Genomic DNA, 17,967 nt, shown 5'->3' on the forward strand with positions numbered 1-17,967 from the left:
TTGGCCCGGCCGGTCCCTCGTGGAGAGGTCCGGCCGGGGTATTTCTGACCAGAAAGAGGCCTAACGGATCAGGCAACCCACCAGCGTTCGGCCCAGCGGCCGCCGTCCAGCTCCCAGTTCGAGGCGACCTCGGGACCATGGGCGATCTTGTTGGTGGTGGCGAAGATATAGTTGCCAAAGCCCCAGACCAGCGCGCCGCCATCGTCGCGCACGAGGCGCTGCATTTCGCCATACATCTCGGCGCGCAGGGCCTCATCAAGCTCGCCCCGGGCCTTGATCAGCAGCTCGTTGAACCGGTCATTTTGCCAGAATGTGTCGTTCCATTTGGCGTCCGCCGCGTAGCCGGTGCTGAACATCCAGTCGCAGGTCGGGCGGCCGCCCCAATAGGAGGCGAGGAAGGGTTTCTTCATCCAGACATCCGACCAATAGCCATCGCTCGGGCGGCGGTCGACAGTCAGGTTGATGCCTGCAGGGGCGAGATGTTCCTTGTAGAGCACCGTGGCATCGACCGCGCCGGAAAAGGCCGCGTCGGCCGCCGAACAGGAGATGTCGATGCTGTCGTAGCCCGCCTTTTTCAGGTGGAACTTGGCCTTGTCGGGGTCATAGGCGCGCTGTTCGATGGAGCCGTCGTGATAGGGCATCTTGGGGGCGATCGGGTGGTCATTGCCGATGGCGCCGCGCCCGTTGAGGATGGTCTGCACCATGGCCTCGCGGTTGATGCCGTATTTCAGCGCGAGCCGCAGGTCCTTGTTGTCGAAAGGTGCTGCGGTGGTGTTCATCGGGAAGGTGTAATGCAGGAAGCCCGTGGCCTCGACCACGTTGATATTCGGCATTCTTTCCAACAGGTTGATCGTCTTGAGATCGACGCGGCTGATGATGTCCATCTCGCCGGTCTGCAGCGCGTTGGTGCGGGCCGAGACATCGCCGACATAGAGGATCTCGATCTCATCGAACCAGGCGCGGTCGGATTTCCAGTAATCGTCGCGGCGGGTGAGCAGGGTACGGACGCCGGGATCGTGGTCGGTGAGCACGTAGCCGCCGGTGCCGATATAGTCGCGCCAGTTCACTTGGCCGTCCTCGAGGGGGAGCATGAGGAAGTGGTAATCGGCCATGAGATACGGGAAATCGGCGTTGGGGCCGATCAGTTCGAAAATGACCGTGTCGTCGCCATCCTTGCGGTAGTCGGCGATGGTTTCGGCGGTGGAGCGCATGCTCGATCCGCTGTCTTCGCCGGCGTGGTATTTGATCGAGGCGATGACATCATCGGCGGTGAGTTTGCGGCCATCCGAAAAACTCACTTCGGGGCGCAGTTTGAAGGTCCAGGTCTTGGCGCCGTTGGAGCCTTCCCAGCTCAGCGCGGCGTCGCCCACGAGGCTGCCGTCGGCGGCGATCTCGGTCAGGGTGGAATGGGTCGCGAGCCCCACCGAGAGCATGTAGATATCGGTGTAAGTCCAAGGGTTTAGTGTGTCCTGGCTCGAGCCTTCGGCCATCGCGATACGGATCGAGCCGCCGCGTTTCGGGGTCTGGGCGAGACCGGGCAGGCCGGTCATTGTGGCGAGGCCGAGGGCGGCACCGCCGGCCAGCACGCTGCGGCGGGACGGGGTTTGGAACAGATGTGTCATGATGGGTCTCCTCACTGGCTACGGGGGGTGGCACGCAACAGGTCCCTGCCCCGGACTTCGGCGCCACCATGGCGCTGACGCGGGGTAAGGTCTAGCCATCAAATGATACGGGTCTGTGACCACGCGCGAGAGACCGCCGAAACGCGACACGCCCGGCCAAAAAGCCGGGCGTGCGGAGGGTCGGTAACGCGTCGGTATTACGACGGCAGCGCGTCGGTCACACCGACATGCAAATATATTTCATCTCGAGATAATCCTCGATGCCGTGATGGCTGCCTTCGCGGCCAAGGCCCGATTGCTTGACCCCGCCAAAGGGCGCGACCTCGGTCGAGATGATGCCGGTGTTGACGCCGACGATGCCATATTCGAGCGCCTCGGCCACTTTGTAGACGCGGCTCAGATCCTTGGCGTAGAAATAGCTCGCCAGACCGAAGATCGTGTCATTGGCCATGGCGATCACATCGTCCACATCGTCGAACTTGAACAGCGGCGCCAGCGGGCCAAAGGTCTCATCCGTGGCGACGGCCATGTCCTGGGTCGCGCCGGTGATGATGGTCGGCGGCAGGAAGTAGCCTTCGCCCTCCATCGGCTCGCCGCCGCCGAGGATGACCTCGGCGCCTTTCGACTTGGCGTCGGCCACATGTTCCTGAACCTTGGTGATGGCGTCCGAGTTGATCAGCGGGCCGAGCTGCGTGCCATCGTCGAGACCGTCGCCGATCTTGAGCTTGCTGACCGCCTCGGCGAGTTTCTTGGAGAAGGCGTCATAGACACCGGCCTGCACATAGATCCGGTTGGCGCAGACGCAGGTCTGACCGTTGTTGCGGAATTTGCACATGATCGCGCCTTCGACCGCGGCATCGAGATCGGCATCGTCGAACACGATGAAGGGCGCGTTGCCGCCCAGTTCCATCGAGCATTTCATCACCTGATCGGCGGCCTGACGGAGCAGGATGCGGCCCACTTCGGTGGAGCCGGTGAAGGTCAGTTTGCGAATGCCGGGGTTTTCGCAGAATTCCTTGCCGATCTCGCTCGAGCGCGACGAGGTCACGATGTTGAACACGCCTGCGGGCACGCCGGCACGTTCGGCCAGAACCGCCATGGCGGTGGCCGAGAGCGGGGTTTCCGCCGCCGGACGACCGACAAAGGCACAGCCCGCGGCGAGCGCCGGGGCGGCCTTGCGGGTGATCATCGCGTTGGGGAAGTTCCACGGCGTGATCGAGGCGGCGACGCCGATCGGCTGTTTGATCACGGTGATCCGCTTGTCGCGCTGATGGCCGGGGATGGTTTCGCCGTAGATGCGTTTGGCCTCTTCGCCGAAGAATTCGAAGAAGGAGGCGCCATAGGCGATCTCGCCCTTGGCTTCGGCCAGCGGCTTGCCCTGTTCGGCGGTGAGGATGGTGGCCAGGTCGTCGGCGTTTTCCATCATCAGGTCGAACCATTTGCGCAGCACGGCGGCGCGTTCCTTGCCGGTCCAGCTCGCCCAGTCTTTCTGGGCGGCGACAGCGGCGTCGATGGCTTTGGAGACTTGGGCGCGGCTCAGGTCGGTGACTTGCGCGATGACATCGCCACGGGCCGGGTTGGTCACGTCGAACGTGCCGCCTTCGCCGTCAATCCATTCGCCGTTCACATAGGATTTCTCAGCCAGAAGCGAGGGGTCCTTCAGAAGCGATTTCAGGTTCGTGTCAGTCATCATTTTCTCCCGTATAAATCTTCCCGCACAGCCAAATCAGGTTGCAGGCGGCTTGTCCAGAGCAAGACCCTTGCAAGAATGCGGCGCACGGCGGGGCAAATGCGGCGCGGGTGGCTATTTGCCGAAACGTGCCTGCCATGTGGGCAGGGTGTCGCCGGGGGCGGCGGTCGCGGCATGGATGGCGCGGGCGATGGCGCGGGTCATGGTGATCGCCCCGGCATGGCCCAGCGCGAGAAGATCGGCCGCGCCCGCCACAGGCCGCGCCCCGGTGGCGGCAGCAAAGACCAGATCGCCGTCCATCGGCGTATGCGCGGGCACGATGGCGCGGGCAAAGCCGTCATGGGCGGCGATGGCCATGCGGGTCGCTTGGGCCTGGGTCAGCGCCGCGTCGGTGGCGACGATGGCGATGGTGGTGCTTTCATGCTGGCCGAGCTTGGTGACGGGCCAGAGGTCGGGCGTGCCCGCGCCGCGCCCGCCAAACTCGGCGTCGAGTTCCCACGGCGCGGCCCAGAATTCCGGCCCCTCACCCATCACCACAGAGCCGAGCGCGTTGACCGCGACCAGCGCCCCGACCGTATGGCCCGAGGGCAGGACGAGCGAGGCGGTGCCGAGCCCGCCCTTGAGATTGGCGGTGGTGGCCCCGGTGCCTGCGCCATGGCTGCCAAGCGCCACGTCGGGTGAGGCCGCCGCGAGCGCCGCCTGCCCCAGCGCCTTATAGGGGTTGTCGGTCCAATTCTTGTCGCCACCGTTGAGCAGGTCAAAGAGGATCGCGCCGGGCACAATCGGCACGCGCTGATCGCCGACGGCAAAGCCCCGCCCCATGGCGCGCAGCCCGTCGGCCACGCCCGAAGCCGCGTCGAGCCCGAAGGCCGAGCCGCCGGAGAGCACCAGCGCATCGACCTCTTCGACGAGCTTATCTGGAGCGAGCAGATCGGTTTCGCGGGTGCCGGGCGCGCCGCCCATGACATGCACCCCGGCGGTGAAGGGCCGGTCGCCCAAGAGCACGCTCACCCCGGTCTTGATCCGGTCGTCCTGTGCCTGGCCGACGCGCAGCCCGGCGACATCGGTGATGGCGTTGCGCGGTCCCGGTCGGATGGTCATGTTGCGATGGTCATGGAAATTTTGCCCCCTGTCGCAAACCATCTTGCCAGAATCCGCGCGATGGGCAACATAGCATCCGGGCATGGGGCGATGGCGTCGCTCCGCAAGGCCTTATCCCAATCAGTCCTGAACGCCGGGACCTTCTGTCTTAGGAGGGTCACTATGACTGCACGTCCTGAAATGTACCGGTTCCACAACGGGCAAAAGGCACCGCTGCCCTTTGCCGTGGAAGAATATGAAGCGCGTATCAAGGGGCTGCGCGCCATCATGGAGGAGGCGGGCATCGGCGCGGTCGTGCTCACCTCGATGCACAATATCGCCTATTACTCGGGGTTTCTCTATTGCGCCTTCGGGCGGCCCTATGGGCTCGTCGTGACCGAGAGCGACTGTGTGACGATTTCGGCCGGGATCGACGCGGGCCAGCCGTGGCGGCGGTCGTTTTGCGACAACATCACCTATACCGATTGGCAGCGCGACAATTACTGGCGCGCGGTGCGCTCGGTGGCGGGCGAAGGCGCGGTGGTCGGCTATGAGGGCGATCACCTGACGCTGGTGCAGCGCGACAAGCTCGAGGATTTTCTGCGGCCTGCGGCGACGCTCGATGTGGCGGAGCGCACGATGCGGCAGCGGATGCAGAAATCACCGGCCGAGATTGCGCTCATCCGCAAATGCACGGCGATTGCCGATGTCGGCGGCTATGCGATCAAGGATGCGGTGCGCGTGGGCACAAGCGAGATCGAGGTGGCCATCGCCGGGCGCGATGCGATGGAGCGTGAGATCGCCAAGGTCTTTCCCGATGCGGAATATCGCGACAGCTGGGTCTGGTTTCAGTCGGGGATCAACACCGATGGCGCGCATAATCCGGTGACGGGGCGGGTTCTCGAACATGGGGATATCCTCAGCCTCAATGCCTTTCCGATGGTGTCGGGCTATTATGTGGCGCTCGAGCGGACGATGTTCGTGGGCGAGGTCGATGACGCCTCGCGCAAGATCTGGGAGGCCAATGTGGCGGCGCATGAATATGGCATGTCGCTGCTCAAACCCGGGGTGAGCTGTGCCGAGGTGACGCATCAGATCAACGCGTTTTTCGAGGAGCGGGATCTGCTGCAATATCGGATCTTTGGCTATGGTCACAGCTTTGGTGTGCTGTCGCATTACTACGGGCGCGAGGCGGGGCTTGAGCTGCGCGAGGATATCGACACGGTGCTGGAGCCGGGGATGGTGATCTCGATGGAGCCGATGCTCACCCTGGGGGCAGATCAGCCCGGGGCGGGCGGCTACCGCGAGCATGATATTCTGGTGATCACCGAGGACGGCAACGAGAATATCACCGGCTACCCCTATGGGCCGGAGTTCAATATTATCCGCTGACCCGGCTTTGGGACGAAAAGCGCGGGCCATGGTTTGGCCTGCCGGTGACGAAGACGAGGAGAGAGAGCCGCCAGCGCCGACTGGCGGTTCTTGGCCAGACGTCGGATGAGGGCCTTTTGGCGGCGCGCTTCGGGCACCGGGCGGGCCGGAGGATAGGGCAGGATACCCTGGGCGAGACAGGGGAAGAGCGCGATGAACTCTTCGCGCTGGTCGCGGCTCAGGGAGCTGAGCGCTTGCGGACCGGGGTAAAAGCTCTCGGTCGGGGCGCCTTCGGCGAGGATGATCTCATGCCGGTCCAGGACCAGATGGTAATAGGTTATCTCCGGCATCTCGACCACGCCTTCCGCCAGCGAGGAGATCCCCGGCAGGCCGACCAACCGATGCGCCGGGAGGAGAATTTCGTCGGTGTCGAACATGCGTTGAACGACGGGTGACGAGATCATCATGCGATGCTGGGGCGAAACCAGAAGATCGCGTTCCGGGAGCCCCTGCCCCAGCGCGCCGGTCTCGATCTTCACGGGCACCAGCTTTGCGTCTTGCGCCAGAGCCTCCGCACTCAGCCTGCGGTGCAGCACCTTGCGCAAGATCGCTTGACCGCCGTGCCACAGCGAGACCTCATCCCCCTCGCGGAGCGTTTCGACCTGCCGCGCCCCCGTCGGTGTGCTGACCGAACAGCCCGCCACGAGGCAATGGATCTTCCCATTCTCAAAGGCCACCACGCCGACGGTTTCGTTCAGGTGGTCGGTTTCCGCATTCGCCGACTGTTCCTCCTGAATATGCATCTGGACATTGGAGTTGGTCGGGTTTGACATGACCACGCTCGCGGGATCCAGGCCATTCAGCGTTTGGGTTTCGCCCAGCACGACGGGATTGGTAAATGTATCGCCCAATGGCAAGGTATCGGGGATTTCGTCCACACCGGTAAAGGAATTGGCCGTGCCGCTGGAGGCAGAGCCGCCCGGCTGAATGGCGATCCAGCCGACACTCTCCTGCAAATGGCTGCCGTTTTGACCTTCTTCTTCTTGCAGCCGGAGGTTGAAGCCGCTTGCGGTGATGGCGTGGGGATCGCTGTCGACCGTTGTCGTATCGTTGTTGGACATGACCGAGGTCAGCACCACCGGCGGCGCTGTGAACCCGCCCGTGAGCGACACCGCACTATCGGTGTGGTTGGCTGACGTCGTCCCCGCCTCAACGATCCGTCCATCGGGCAAGGTGTGAACCCCTTCCTCGATGGCAAGCCAGTTGATCGTCTCGTTCGTCTCGTGCCCGCCGTTGCTGTATTCCCATTCTTCGATGATGAAGGTAAAGGCCGTGGTATTGCCATCGGCATCGAGCGTTTCGTCGATAACGCGCAGAACAAAGGGATCGGAGCCATTCTGGGTGGCCGTAAAAGCGAAAACCGGATTGGTCAGCGGGTCGGTCAGTGTAACCGTGATCGGCGTGTTTGCCGTCGGGGAATTGGCAACAAGGGTGCCTGCCTCACCAAAAGCCATAATAAAGCCCTACTCGTACAATTTGTTTACACTTCTCCCACACATATTTCCCGGGAGATGATTATGTTTAACTCGGTGAACAACTTTTTCAAAGTTTGGCTCTCCATTCTCCAGAGTTCAGCCAAATGCGTGCTTCACACGACACAGCCAGATTGCCATCTCTATAAGTCCAGTTTAAACGGCATCTATGGCAATTCCGGTCGAGACATTCTTTCTCTCCCCCGATGGCGAAGGGACGCTTCAGGCGCGCATTCAGCAGATGATCGCCGAAGGCATCCTGTCGGGCCGATTCAACAAGGGTGAAAAGCTGCCCTCGTCGCGCAAGCTGGCGGCGCATCTCGGCGTGAGCCGGATCACCGTGACGTTGGCCTATACGGAATTGCAGGCCAATGATTACCTGACATCGCGGGACCGATCGGGGTTTTTCGTCTCCGACAACGCGCCCGAGCCGCCGGATTTCCCGCTGCGGCAGGCGCGGCAGGACGGGATCGACTGGTCGCGGGCGCTGGGCCGGCGCTATACCGGCGGGGCGACGCCGGAAAAGCCGCAGAACTGGGCCGCCTTCCCCTATCCGTTCATCTATGGGCAGACCGACCCCAAGCTCTTTGACCATGCCAATTGGCGGCATTGCGCGCTGCGCGCCTTGGGGCAAAAGGATTTCCGGGCGCTGACCTCGGATTACTATGATCAGGACGATCCCAAGCTGGTCGAGTTCATCCTGCGCCATACCCTGCCCCGGCGCGGCATTCTGGCAGAGCCGGATGAGATCCTCGTCACCATGGGGGCGCAGAACGCGCTCTGGCTCACGGCGCAGGTGCTGTTGACCCAGCGCCGCACGGCGGTGATCGAAGACCCGTGTTTCCACGCGCTGCGCGATATTCTCATGCAGTCGCGCTGTCACCTGACGGCGGTGCCGGTGGACAGTGACGGGCTGCCGCCAGAGGCGCTGCCGGACCGGGCGGATGTGATTTTCACCACGCCGAGCCACCAATCGCCGACCAATGCGACCATGCCGCTCGAGCGGCGCAATGCCCTTTTGGCCAAGGCGCGGGATATGGATGCGCTCATCGTTGAGGATGATTACGAGTTCGAGATGTCCTTCTTGCGGGCACCGTCGCCGGCGCTCAAATCGCTCGATCAGGATGGGCGGGTGATCTATGTGGGCAGTTTCTCCAAATCCATTTTTCCGGGTCTGCGGCTTGGCTATATGGTCGGGCCGCGTCCCTTTATCCGCGAGGCGCGGGCGCTGCGGACCTCGGTGCTGCGTCACCCGCCGGGACATATGCAGCGCACGGCGGCCTATTTCCTGTCGCTGGGCCATTACGATGCGCTCATCCGGCGCACCGGTCAGGTCTATGCGCGGCGGCGGTCGCATATGGTCGAGGCGCTGACGCAGCATGGGCTCGACATCGAGGGGACGGGGATTTTCGGCGGCTCGTCGATCTGGATGCGCGCGCCCGAGGGGGTCGATACCGCCGAGCTCGACGCGAGCCTGCGCCAGCAAGGGGTGCTCATCGAGCCGGGCAAGCCGTTCTTTCACCGCCCCGACCCGCCGAGCAACTATTACCGGCTCGCCTATTCCTCGATACCGTCGGAGCGCATCCGCGACGGTATCGCCATCCTGGCCCGGCAGTTGCGGCAGGCGGCAAGCCCCGGCGTCACTTAGGGCGCGGCGGTGAGGTGCGGAGCCGCGTTTTCCCCTAACAACCGGCGCTTCCAAGAATAAATCTTACCCGAGTGATGAGTAATTATTATGGGTAAGACACATGGACAATCTGCTTTTGCGGACCTTTCTCGAGGTCGCGTCCACCGGATCCTTCATCAATGCGAGCGAGCGTCTCTTTGTGACGCAATCGGCGGTCAGCCTGCGGATACAGCGGCTCGAGGATTCTCTTGGCAAACCTCTGTTCACCCGGTCGAAATCCGGGGCGGAGATGACACAGGCGGGGCGCGAGTTCGAACGCTACGCGCTGTCGCTCATCAAGATATGGGAGGAGGCGCGGCAGCATGTCGGCCTGCCCGATGGCTATACCAAATCGCTGACGATCGGGGCGCATTATTCGCTCTGGCCGCGGCTCGGGTTTCGTTGGCTCGATGCGTTGCAAGAGACGATGCCGGCACTCAACATCCGCGCCGAGCTTGGCATGCCGGACCGGTTGATCCGCTATCTCACCGAGGGGCAGATCCAGGTCGCGCTCACCTATACGCCGCAGCTGCGGGCCGGGTTGTCGGCCCATAAGCTCGCCGATGAGACGCTTGTGCTGGCCTCGGCGCGACCGGCGGAGATGGGCGAGCTTGGCGAGGATTACGTCTTTGTCGACTGGGGGCCGGAGTTCGTGCAGGCGCATCGGCTCGAACTGCCGGAGCTTGGGCAGCCGGGGCTGAGCCTGTCGCTCGGCGCGATGTCGGCGGAGTATGTGCGCGGGCGCGGCAAGGCGGCCTATCTGCCGGCGCGCTATATCAAGCCCTATCTCGATGACGGCAGCCTGCACCTCGTGCCGGGTGCCCCCCGATTCCCATTTCCCATCTGGTCGGTCTGGCGGGACGACATTGACGAGGACATTCACGGTCGGGCGCTTGCCTCACTTGTTGCAGTTCAGTCACAACTCGCCCAGATGGAGGGGGAAGTTTTGCAGGATTTGCGCATGATCTCGCCTAGTCGAAACAGCGAAACCCTTGGAAACACTGGATAGTTGTCTTGTGATGAGAAAAACTCGGGACATCGGTGAGTGGATTCAATTTCTCTCATCCATGCCCCCCGCCTATCTCGCATTCCAGCAGAAATGCTCTCGGCCTTTCGGGTCGAGCCTGTACGATTGTGAAAGGATTACCCCATGCAAAAACGCAATGCACTTGCCGTTTCCGCTCTGGCTCTGATGATGGCAGCACCGCTGCATGCACAGGGTGCGCTGACTGGCGTTGACAGCCTCGATGATCGCATCGACGACATTCAAGAAGATGTGAATGACGAGCTGACCCAGGCGGACCGTCGCGACCGTTACGACAACCAATATGCACAAGGTTGGTCCGGTAGCGTTGCCGCTGGTTTCTCGACCACCTCGGGCAACACCGACACCGCGGACCTCGATATCGCTGGCCGTCTCCGCTATGGCAGCGGCCCCTGGAACCACACCTTTGGTTTCGCGGCCGAGTTCTCGGAAACCAACGGCACCCGTGACGAGGAAGAATACTACGGCACCTATGACGTGAACCGTTACATCTCGAAAGACGTGTATCTGTTCGGTCTGGCCTCGGCCCGTTACGACAAGTTCGACACCAACAAAGTCGACGCCTTCCTTGGCTTCGGTCCCGGTGTTCGCGTCATCAACACCCCGCAGGCCAGCTGGCGTCTGCAAGCGGGCCCCGGCGTGCGTTACGTCGAGGATCAGCTCGGCAACGACACCACCGAAGTCGCGGGCATCGTGTCCTCGCGTTACTTCTACTCGCTCACCGACACCATGTCGTTCTCGATGGATACCGACGTCCTGTTCTCGGACAACGATACCTTCGTGACCAACGACGCGGGCCTGAACGTCAAGGTCTCGAACAAGCTGTCGGCGCGTTTCTCGTACCGCACCGAGTGGGACAGCGATCCGCTGCCCGGCCTCGAAGACACCGACAACTCGTTCGGCGTGTCGCTGGTCTACGGCTTCTAAGCCAGGCCTGACACAGGCTGAGACAATTTCCCGGGGGCGGTGCGCCGCCCTCGGACCCTAGCCTTCTTTGCGAAGAAAGGACCGGGACGATGCATGATCAATCCCATGGATTGCGGCAACCAGTCGGGCAGATAGACCCGCTCACCATCACATCGACGAACCTCGTGATCGGTCACCGGCTGACCGGGGCCAGCGCCGGCCCGCAGCTTGTCGTCGCAGGGGTCTGCCCCTCGGCCGATGCGGTGTTCGAGCGGATTCTGTCGATCCCCACCCTGCCCTGGATGCGCGGCAATCTTGTGCTCTTGCGGCTGGACCGGCTCGAGGATGCGGCCGAAATGCTGCATGAAATTCAACATATTGGCACGATCGACCGGACGATATTCCTGCCCTGGCCGGACACCGAGGTGCCGTCCAAGCCGTTGATCCGGCAGAGCTATCACATGGTGCTGCGCGCCTGTACCGAGCTTGGCATGATCGCCGGACGGGGCGTCAAACTGCAGGGCTGAGCCGGGCATTCCCGCTTGAGCCAGCGGGCGCTCTGCTTTACCCAAGGCGCATGACAAACCGCGCTTTCACCGTTGCCATTGATGGCCCCGCCGCCGCCGGAAAAGGCACTGTTGCCCGCGCCTTGGCGGCGCATTTCGGCTTTGCCCATCTCGATACCGGGCTGCTGTACCGGGCGACGGGGCTTCGGACGCTGGACGGGACGGACCCGGTTGAGGCGGCCAAGACCTTGAAAGCAAAGGATTTGGAGCAGGATGATCTGCTGCGGACCCCGGATGTGGCGCAGGCGGCGAGCCGGGTGGCGGCGCTGCCCGAAGTGCGGGCGGCGCTGGTCGATTTTCAGCGCGCCTTTGCCCGCCGGTCGGGCGGCGCGGTGCTCGACGGGCGCGACATCGGAACGGTGATCTGCCCCGATGCGGATGTGAAACTCTATGTCACCGCCTCGGATGATATCCGGGCGCAGCGACGGCATAATGAGCTTGTAAACAAGGGGCATGAGGTCACGCTCGACGAGGTGGCCGCCGACCTCAGAAGCCGCGATGCGCGCGACAGCGCCCGGGCCACGGCGCCGCTCAAACCCGCCGTGGATGCGGTCGAGCTCGACACCTCGCGGATGAGCATCGACGAGGCCGTGGCCGCCGCCATCGCCGAAACCGAGCGCCGGATCGCCGCCAAGGGCTGAGCCGTAAGGGTCCGAAAATGGCACGTCGGTATTGCGTCGGTAACACGACAGCAAAGCGACAGTGTGGATTTTGCCCGGTCTAAACGCCCCGACCCTGCCGAGAATAGGCTGGCGAAATAGCCAAACGCGCCTTGCCATCAAGGCGGAAATGGACTATTAGCCGCCCCTGTCGATAAGGCGGGTAACGCTGGACAACACTGAGATCGAGCAGGGTCGGACATTCCGGCCCTCTTTGTTTTGCCTTTTGCGCCCCGGCCTCGGCCTGCGCATCGGCAGTGTCCGGACCGTCTGACCAACGAAACCCTCAAGACCGGCGGAGACAACCGCTCGGCCCGAAAAAACGCTTGTAAAGGAACCTGAGACCACATGGCTCAAAACACATCGATGGAGGAATTCGAAGCCCTCCTGAACGAAAGCTTCGAAATGGACACACCCGAAGAAGGGTCTGTTGTCAAAGGCAAGGTCATCGCAGTCGAAGCGGGCCAAGCCATCATCGACGTCGGCTACAAAATGGAAGGCCGCGTTGATCTTAAAGAATTCGCAAATCCCGGTGAGACGCCCGAAATCGCCGTTGGCGACGAGGTTGAAGTCTTTCTCCGCGCGGCCGAAAACGCCCGTGGCGAAGCTGTCATCAGCCGTGAGATGGCCCGCCGCGAAGAAGCCTGGGATCGTCTGGAAAAAGCCTATGCGGACGAGCTCCGCGTTGATGGTGCGATCTTTGGTCGTGTCAAAGGCGGCTTTACCGTTGATCTCGGCGGCGCCGTGGCCTTCCTGCCCGGCAGCCAGGTTGACGTCCGCCCCGTGCGCGACGCCGGCCCGCTCATGGGTCTGAAGCAACCCTTCCAGATCCTGAAAATGGACCGTCGCCGTGGCAACATCGTTGTGTCGCGCCGTGCGATCCTCGAAGAATCGCGTGCCGAACAGCGCGCCGAAGTCATCGGCAACCTCACCGAAGGTCAGGCCGTCGATGGTGTGGTCAAGAACATCACCGAATACGGTGCCTTCGTTGACCTCGGCGGTGTTGACGGTCTGCTCCATGTCACCGACATGGCATGGCGTCGCGTGAACCACCCGAGCGAGATCCTGGCGATCGGCGAAACCGTCAAGGTTCAGGTCATCAAGATCAACAAAGAAACCCACCGTATCAGCCTCGGCATGAAGCAGCTGCAGGACGATCCGTGGGATCTGGTTGGCGCCAAGTACCCGCTCAGCTCGGTCCACACTGGCCGCGTCACCAACATCACCGATTACGGTGCGTTTGTTGAGCTCGAGCCCGGTGTTGAAGGTCTCGTTCACGTCTCGGAAATGTCCTGGACCAAGAAGAACGTGCACCCCGGCAAGATCGTCTCCACCTCGCAAGAGGTTGAAGTCATGGTTCTGGAAATCGATGCCGCCAAGCGTCGTGTCAGCCTTGGCCTCAAGCAGACCCAGCGCAACCCGTGGGAAGTCTTTGCAGAGACCCATCCCGAGGGCACCGAAGTCGAAGGCGAAGTCAAGAACATCACCGAATTCGGTCTCTTCGTCGGTCTCGACGGCGACATCGACGGCATGGTTCACCTCTCCGACCTCAGCTGGGACGAGCGTGGCGAAGACGCCATCCAGAACTACCGCAAGGGCGACATGGTCCACGCGGTCGTGTCGGAAGTCGACGTCGAGAAAGAGCGTATCTCGCTCTCGATCAAAGCGGTTGGCGGTGACAAGTTCGCCGAAGCCGTTGGCGGCGTGAAGCGCGGCTCGATCATCACCGTTGAAGTCACCGCGATCGAAGATGGCGGTATCGAGGTGGAATATGAAGGCATGAAATCCTTCATCCGCCGTTCGGACCTCAGCCGTGACCGTGCCGAACAGCGCCCCGAGCGTTTCTCGGTTGGCAACAAGGTCGATGTGCGCGTGACCAACGTGGACAGCAAGACCCGTCGCCTCGGCCTGTCGATCAAAGCGCGTGAAATCGCGGAAGAGAAAGAAGCCGTGGAACAGTATGGTTCGTCCGACTCGGGCGCCTCGCTGGGCGATATCCTTGGCGCAGCCCTGAAGGGCGGCGACGAGTAATCGTCTCTCCTTGGCAAGAGTTGAGCGGCCCCGCCTGATTGGCGGGGCCGTTTTTTTGTGGCGCGGGTGGCTTGGCGCGCCTCGGAACAAAGCGGCGGGGCCTCTGGTTTCTTCTCTCAAGAGAGAAGGAGACGCAGATGACCGTACGGTTCGAACAGATACTGGCCGATGGGGTGGCGGAATGTTCCTACCTCCTTGGCGATGATGCCACGGGCACGGCCGCCGTGGTCGACCCCACCCCCGATGTCGAGATTTACCTCGAGACGGCGCGCAAATACGGGCTGTCGATCACCCATGTGTTCGAGACCCATATTCATGCCGATTTCATGAGCGGCGCGCGCGAGCTGGTGGCGCGGCTGGGCGGGGCGCCTGCGCTTTGCGTCAGTGTCGAGGGCGGGGCGGAATATGCGTTCGATCACACAGCCCTGCGCGATGGCGATGCGTTCCGTTTTGGCGATCTGCGGATCGAGACGCGGCACACGCCGGGGCATACGCCCGAGCATGTGTCGTTCTTTCTTTATGAGGGGGACAAGGAGGAGCCTTGGGGCGTGCTGTCGGGCGACAGTTTCTTTGTCGATTCCGTGGGGCGGCCTGATCTTCTCGGGGAGGAGCAAACGGAGGAGCTCACCCGGCAGCTCTTTGACACGGTGCAGGAGATCTACATGGCGCTCGATGATGGGGTGATTATCTATCCCTGTCATGCGGCGGGCTCGGCCTGTGGGCCGGATATTGGCGACCGGATGTCGACCACGGTGGGCTATGAGCGGGCGCATAACCCCTATGCGCAGATCACCGAGTTCGAGGCGTTTCGCGAGACGATGGAGCAAGACGCGCCGCCGGTGCCGACGCATTATCCAAGGCTCAAGAAGGTGAATGCGAAGGGCCCCGAGGTGCTGGGCAATCTGCCGCGTATTCCGGCGCTGGTGCCGGAGAAATTCGCCGAGGCAATGGGCGGGGGGCAATTGCTCGATACCCGCGATATGCTCGGCTTTGGCAGTGGCCATATCGCCGGGGCGCTCAATATCGCGGGGCGGCCGGAGATGTCGGTCTGGGCCGGTTGGCTGCTCGACCCCGACGAGCCGATCTATCTGGTGACCGAGACGGATGGCGATGTGGATCGGGTGCTCACCCTCCTGTGGCGGGTGGGGTTCACCAAGTTTGGCGGCTATCTCGCCGGGGGCATGGGCGCGTGGCGCGAGGAGGGCCGCGAGATGCGGCAGATCCCGCAGATCACGGTGCATGACCTCAAGGCCGCCGGAGATAGCGTGACACCGCTCGATGTGCGCAAGGATGAGGAATGGCAGGGCGGCCATATCCCCGGGGCGGAACATGCGTTTCTGGGCGAGCTGCGCGAGGCGATGGAGGATCTCGACCGGTCGCAGACCTATGCCACCTATTGCGCCAGCGGTTTTCGCGCCAGCATCGCGTCGAGCCTTCTGGCGGCGCATGGGTTCGAGAAGATACGCAACGTGCCGGGCAGCTGGAAAGCCTGGACCGCCGCCGGTTACGAGGTCGTCTGCCCGGACTAGGCCGATGGGGGCGCGCGCTCTAACCCATTGATAGGCTTGCCCGGTTGCGGAGCGGCTGCCACAATGGCCGAATGCTTGGGGATATCATCGACATAGGCTTTCGCCCCTATGCGCCTTCGGACAGGGCATGGGTGCGGCGCGTGAACCTGCGCCAATACCGCGAGGTCGAAGGGTTTGACGCGGGGTTTGACGCGGCGCTCGATGCCAGTCTGGCGCGGATCGAGGCGCAGCGGACGGGGGGCCGTGTGGCCTTTCTCATCGCCGAAGCGGCGGGGCAGCCGGTCGGCACGCTGTTTCTCTGTCGTGAGAGCGACGAGAGCGCGCGGATCAGGCTCTTTTATCTCGATGAGGCGTGGCGCGGGCGGGGCGTCGGGCGGCGGATGCTCGATCAGGCGATCGGGGCGGCGCGGGGCCATGGCTATGCGCAGATTTGCGTGTCGACCTTCACCCGGCATGGCGCGGCCTGTCGTCTCTATCATGCGCGGGGGTTTCAGGGGGTGGTGCATCCACCTGCCGAGGTCTTTGGGCAATGCCTCGTGCAGGTGGATTATCACTTGTGGCTGACGCCCGAGGACCGGGCGGCAGATCAGGCGGCGCGTTTGCCGTAGTAGAGCCCGACCACATGTTCGGCCTCGGCGAAGAAGAGCCAGCGCGAGGCGGCGACGCCTGCCAGATGGCTCAGCACCGCGACGAGGGCGAAGAGATGGGTGAAGGGCAACAGCAGCAGCACGACGGGCAGCGCATAGCCAAGGACGAGCGACAGGAGGCGCAGCTTCTGCGCATGTTTGCGGCCCACCTCATGCACGAACTCCCGCAGGAGATAATTGGTGCCGGTGTGCGGCGGCTCAAACGCGCGGACCGCGCCGATTGAGCCAAGCCCGGTGGCTGTGGCGAGATTGGTGCCGCTCTCGGAGAGCGCCCGGTCGCCGCGCGCCCACCACAGCACCTGCATCACCGCCGCGACCGGCAAGAGCACCAGCGCCATGGCCACCTGCCCCGCCAGAAGCGCGCCGCCGGCCAGCGAGATCGACAGGTAGAGCGCCGGGGTCAGCGGGGTTTTCCAGCGCGGCACGGTGCGCAGCTGAGCATAGATCATCGAAGTGGCGAAAACCGTGGCGAGCGCCAGAGCCGCGCCGAGCAGGCCGAGCGGCTGCCAAGAGGCACCGGCAAAGACCAGCCCTGCGCCAAACAGCGCCATGACCAGCAATGTCGCGACCGAGGCCCAGCCTTCGCGCGAGAGCCAGGAGCTGCGCCATTGGGTGAAGGCCTTGAGCGCGCGTTCGGGGCGGCCAAGGTGAAAGGTCGAGGCCATCAGCCCGCCCACGGCCAGCAGATAGGCGATGGCAAAGAAGGCGAAGGCGGTCCAGCCGGTGACGGCGGGCAGGCCGAGACCGAGCCAGAACAGCAGGCCGAAACCCAGACCCGACAGGGTGGTGAATACGATGACGGAAGGGGCCGGATGCATCAGATCTTCTCCAGTGTACGGTCAAGCCAGCCGAGAAAGCCCTTGGGCTCTTCGGCGACGGGGGCGAGGAAGGGGGCGAGCACGTCGATGTCGCCCTCGCCCTGGGTCGCCTCGGCGCTGCGGTCCATCTGGTCCTTGGGGCGCGGCGGCAGGTATTTGTTGACGGGTTTGGTGCCCTGTTCGGGCATCAGATCCATGCCGCCACGGTCGGCGACGAGGCGGCTCACATCGCTGTCGGGATCGCCGAGATCGCCGAAATGGCGGGCCCCGGCGGGACAGGTGCGCACGCAGGCGGGGACGCGGTCCACCTCGGGCAGGTTGTCGTTATAGATGCGGTCGACGCAGAGGGTGCATTTCTTCATCACCCCTTCGGCCTGATCGAGCTCGCGCGCGCCATAGGGGCAGGCCCAGGCGCAGAGGCCGCAGCCGATACAGTCGCTTTCATTGACCAAAACGATGCCGTCCTCGGTGCGCTTGTAGCTTGCCCCGGTGGGGCAGACGGTGACGCAGGGCGCGTCTTCGCAATGGAGGCAGGATTTCGGGAAATGGATGAGCTGGGCGGCGGGCTGAACCTTGGCGCTGTCGGCCAGAGGCTGGACCTCGTAGCTGTGGACGCGGTTGAGGAAGGTGCCCGAGGGATCGGCGCCATAGGGTTCCTGATCCGAGAGCGGCGCGCCGTAGTTCTGGGTGTTCCAGCCCTTGCAGGACACGACGCAGGCATGGCAGCCGACGCAGGTGTCGAGATCGATCACGAGGCCGAGCTTCTTTTCGGTTTTGCTGGGGAGCGTGGTCATCGGGTCAGGCC

At 63.2% G+C, this 17,967-nt stretch carries 15 protein-coding genes; 9 read left to right on the forward strand and 6 right to left on the reverse strand.

Features of this window, described 5'->3' with window-relative positions; translation table 11 throughout:
- Positions 1-68: 68 nt before the first annotated feature.
- From WA237_RS10715 to WA237_RS10725, 3 genes are all read right to left on the reverse strand, one after another.
- Complete coding sequence (locus WA237_RS10715; protein WP_009814166.1) at positions 69-1,622, reverse strand: ABC transporter substrate-binding protein; 1,554 nt, start codon at positions 1,620-1,622, stop codon at positions 69-71.
- Between the two features lie 217 nt (positions 1,623-1,839).
- Positions 1,840-3,312, reverse strand: coding sequence for an NAD-dependent succinate-semialdehyde dehydrogenase (locus WA237_RS10720; RefSeq protein WP_336097677.1), 1,473 nt, complete (start codon positions 3,310-3,312; stop codon positions 1,840-1,842).
- Between the two features lie 114 nt (positions 3,313-3,426).
- The gene (locus tag WA237_RS10725) at positions 3,427-4,407 is read right to left on the reverse strand and encodes a P1 family peptidase (protein ID WP_336098088.1); all 981 of its coding nucleotides are present in this window, start codon (positions 4,405-4,407) and stop codon (positions 3,427-3,429) included.
- A gap of 168 nt (positions 4,408-4,575) precedes the next feature.
- Here WA237_RS10725 and WA237_RS10730 point away from each other — a divergent pair, with 168 nt between their 5' ends.
- Positions 4,576-5,784, forward strand: coding sequence for an aminopeptidase P family protein (locus tag WA237_RS10730; RefSeq protein ID WP_336097678.1), 1,209 nt, complete (start codon positions 4,576-4,578; stop codon positions 5,782-5,784).
- Here the strand turns inward: WA237_RS10730 and WA237_RS10735 are convergent.
- The gene (locus tag WA237_RS10735) at positions 5,754-7,277 is read right to left on the reverse strand and encodes a Hint domain-containing protein (RefSeq protein WP_336097679.1); all 1,524 of its coding nucleotides are present in this window, start codon (positions 7,275-7,277) and stop codon (positions 5,754-5,756) included. The genes WA237_RS10730 and WA237_RS10735 overlap by 31 nt on opposite strands.
- Positions 7,278-7,464: 187 nt before the next feature.
- Here WA237_RS10735 and pdxR point away from each other — a divergent pair, with 187 nt between their 5' ends.
- The 8 genes from pdxR to WA237_RS10775 all read left to right on the forward strand — a co-directional run bounded on the left by pdxR (position 7,465) and on the right by WA237_RS10775 (position 16,305).
- Positions 7,465-8,943: a MocR-like pyridoxine biosynthesis transcription factor PdxR gene (gene pdxR, locus WA237_RS10740; RefSeq protein ID WP_336097680.1), complete on the forward strand. Its 1,479-nt coding sequence runs from the start codon at positions 7,465-7,467 to the stop codon at positions 8,941-8,943.
- Positions 8,944-9,043: 100 nt separating this feature from the next.
- Positions 9,044-9,970, forward strand: coding sequence for a LysR family transcriptional regulator (locus WA237_RS10745; RefSeq protein WP_336097681.1), 927 nt, complete (start codon positions 9,044-9,046; stop codon positions 9,968-9,970).
- Between the two features lie 141 nt (positions 9,971-10,111).
- Positions 10,112-10,933, forward strand: coding sequence for a DUF481 domain-containing protein (locus WA237_RS10750; protein WP_254655678.1), 822 nt, complete (start codon positions 10,112-10,114; stop codon positions 10,931-10,933).
- A gap of 89 nt (positions 10,934-11,022) precedes the next feature.
- A complete protein-coding gene (locus WA237_RS10755; RefSeq protein ID WP_009814157.1) occupies positions 11,023-11,439 on the forward strand; it encodes a hypothetical protein in 417 nt (138 codons plus the stop codon).
- Positions 11,440-11,489: 50 nt separating this feature from the next.
- Positions 11,490-12,119, forward strand: coding sequence for a (d)CMP kinase (gene cmk / locus WA237_RS10760; RefSeq protein WP_336097682.1), 630 nt, complete (start codon positions 11,490-11,492; stop codon positions 12,117-12,119).
- 366 nt (positions 12,120-12,485) lie between these two features.
- Positions 12,486-14,168, forward strand: coding sequence for a 30S ribosomal protein S1 (gene rpsA / locus WA237_RS10765; RefSeq protein ID WP_198011664.1), 1,683 nt, complete (start codon positions 12,486-12,488; stop codon positions 14,166-14,168).
- Positions 14,169-14,305: 137 nt separating this feature from the next.
- Positions 14,306-15,697: an MBL fold metallo-hydrolase gene (locus tag WA237_RS10770; RefSeq protein ID WP_336097683.1), complete on the forward strand. Its 1,392-nt coding sequence runs from the start codon at positions 14,306-14,308 to the stop codon at positions 15,695-15,697.
- Positions 15,698-15,768: 71 nt separating this feature from the next.
- Positions 15,769-16,305: a GNAT family N-acetyltransferase gene (locus tag WA237_RS10775; protein ID WP_336097684.1), complete on the forward strand. Its 537-nt coding sequence runs from the start codon at positions 15,769-15,771 to the stop codon at positions 16,303-16,305.
- Here the strand turns inward: WA237_RS10775 and WA237_RS10780 are convergent.
- Positions 16,284-17,162 (reverse strand): dimethyl sulfoxide reductase anchor subunit family protein, encoded by an 879-nt coding sequence (locus tag WA237_RS10780; RefSeq protein WP_336097685.1) that lies wholly within the window; start codon positions 17,160-17,162, stop codon positions 16,284-16,286. The two genes, WA237_RS10775 and WA237_RS10780, sit on opposite strands and share 22 nt — an antisense overlap.
- Positions 17,162-17,956 carry a 4Fe-4S dicluster domain-containing protein gene (locus WA237_RS10785; protein WP_009814150.1) on the reverse strand — a complete coding sequence of 265 codons (795 nt, stop codon included), beginning with the start codon at positions 17,954-17,956 and terminating at the stop codon, positions 17,162-17,164. Before WA237_RS10785 ends, WA237_RS10780 begins: the two co-directional genes overlap by 1 nt.
- Positions 17,957-17,967 lie beyond the last annotated feature (11 nt).

The sequence above is a fragment of the Roseovarius sp. CH_XMU1461 genome (assembly GCF_037027165.1).
In the GTDB taxonomy this organism is placed as follows: domain Bacteria; phylum Pseudomonadota; class Alphaproteobacteria; order Rhodobacterales; family Rhodobacteraceae; genus Roseovarius; species Roseovarius nubinhibens.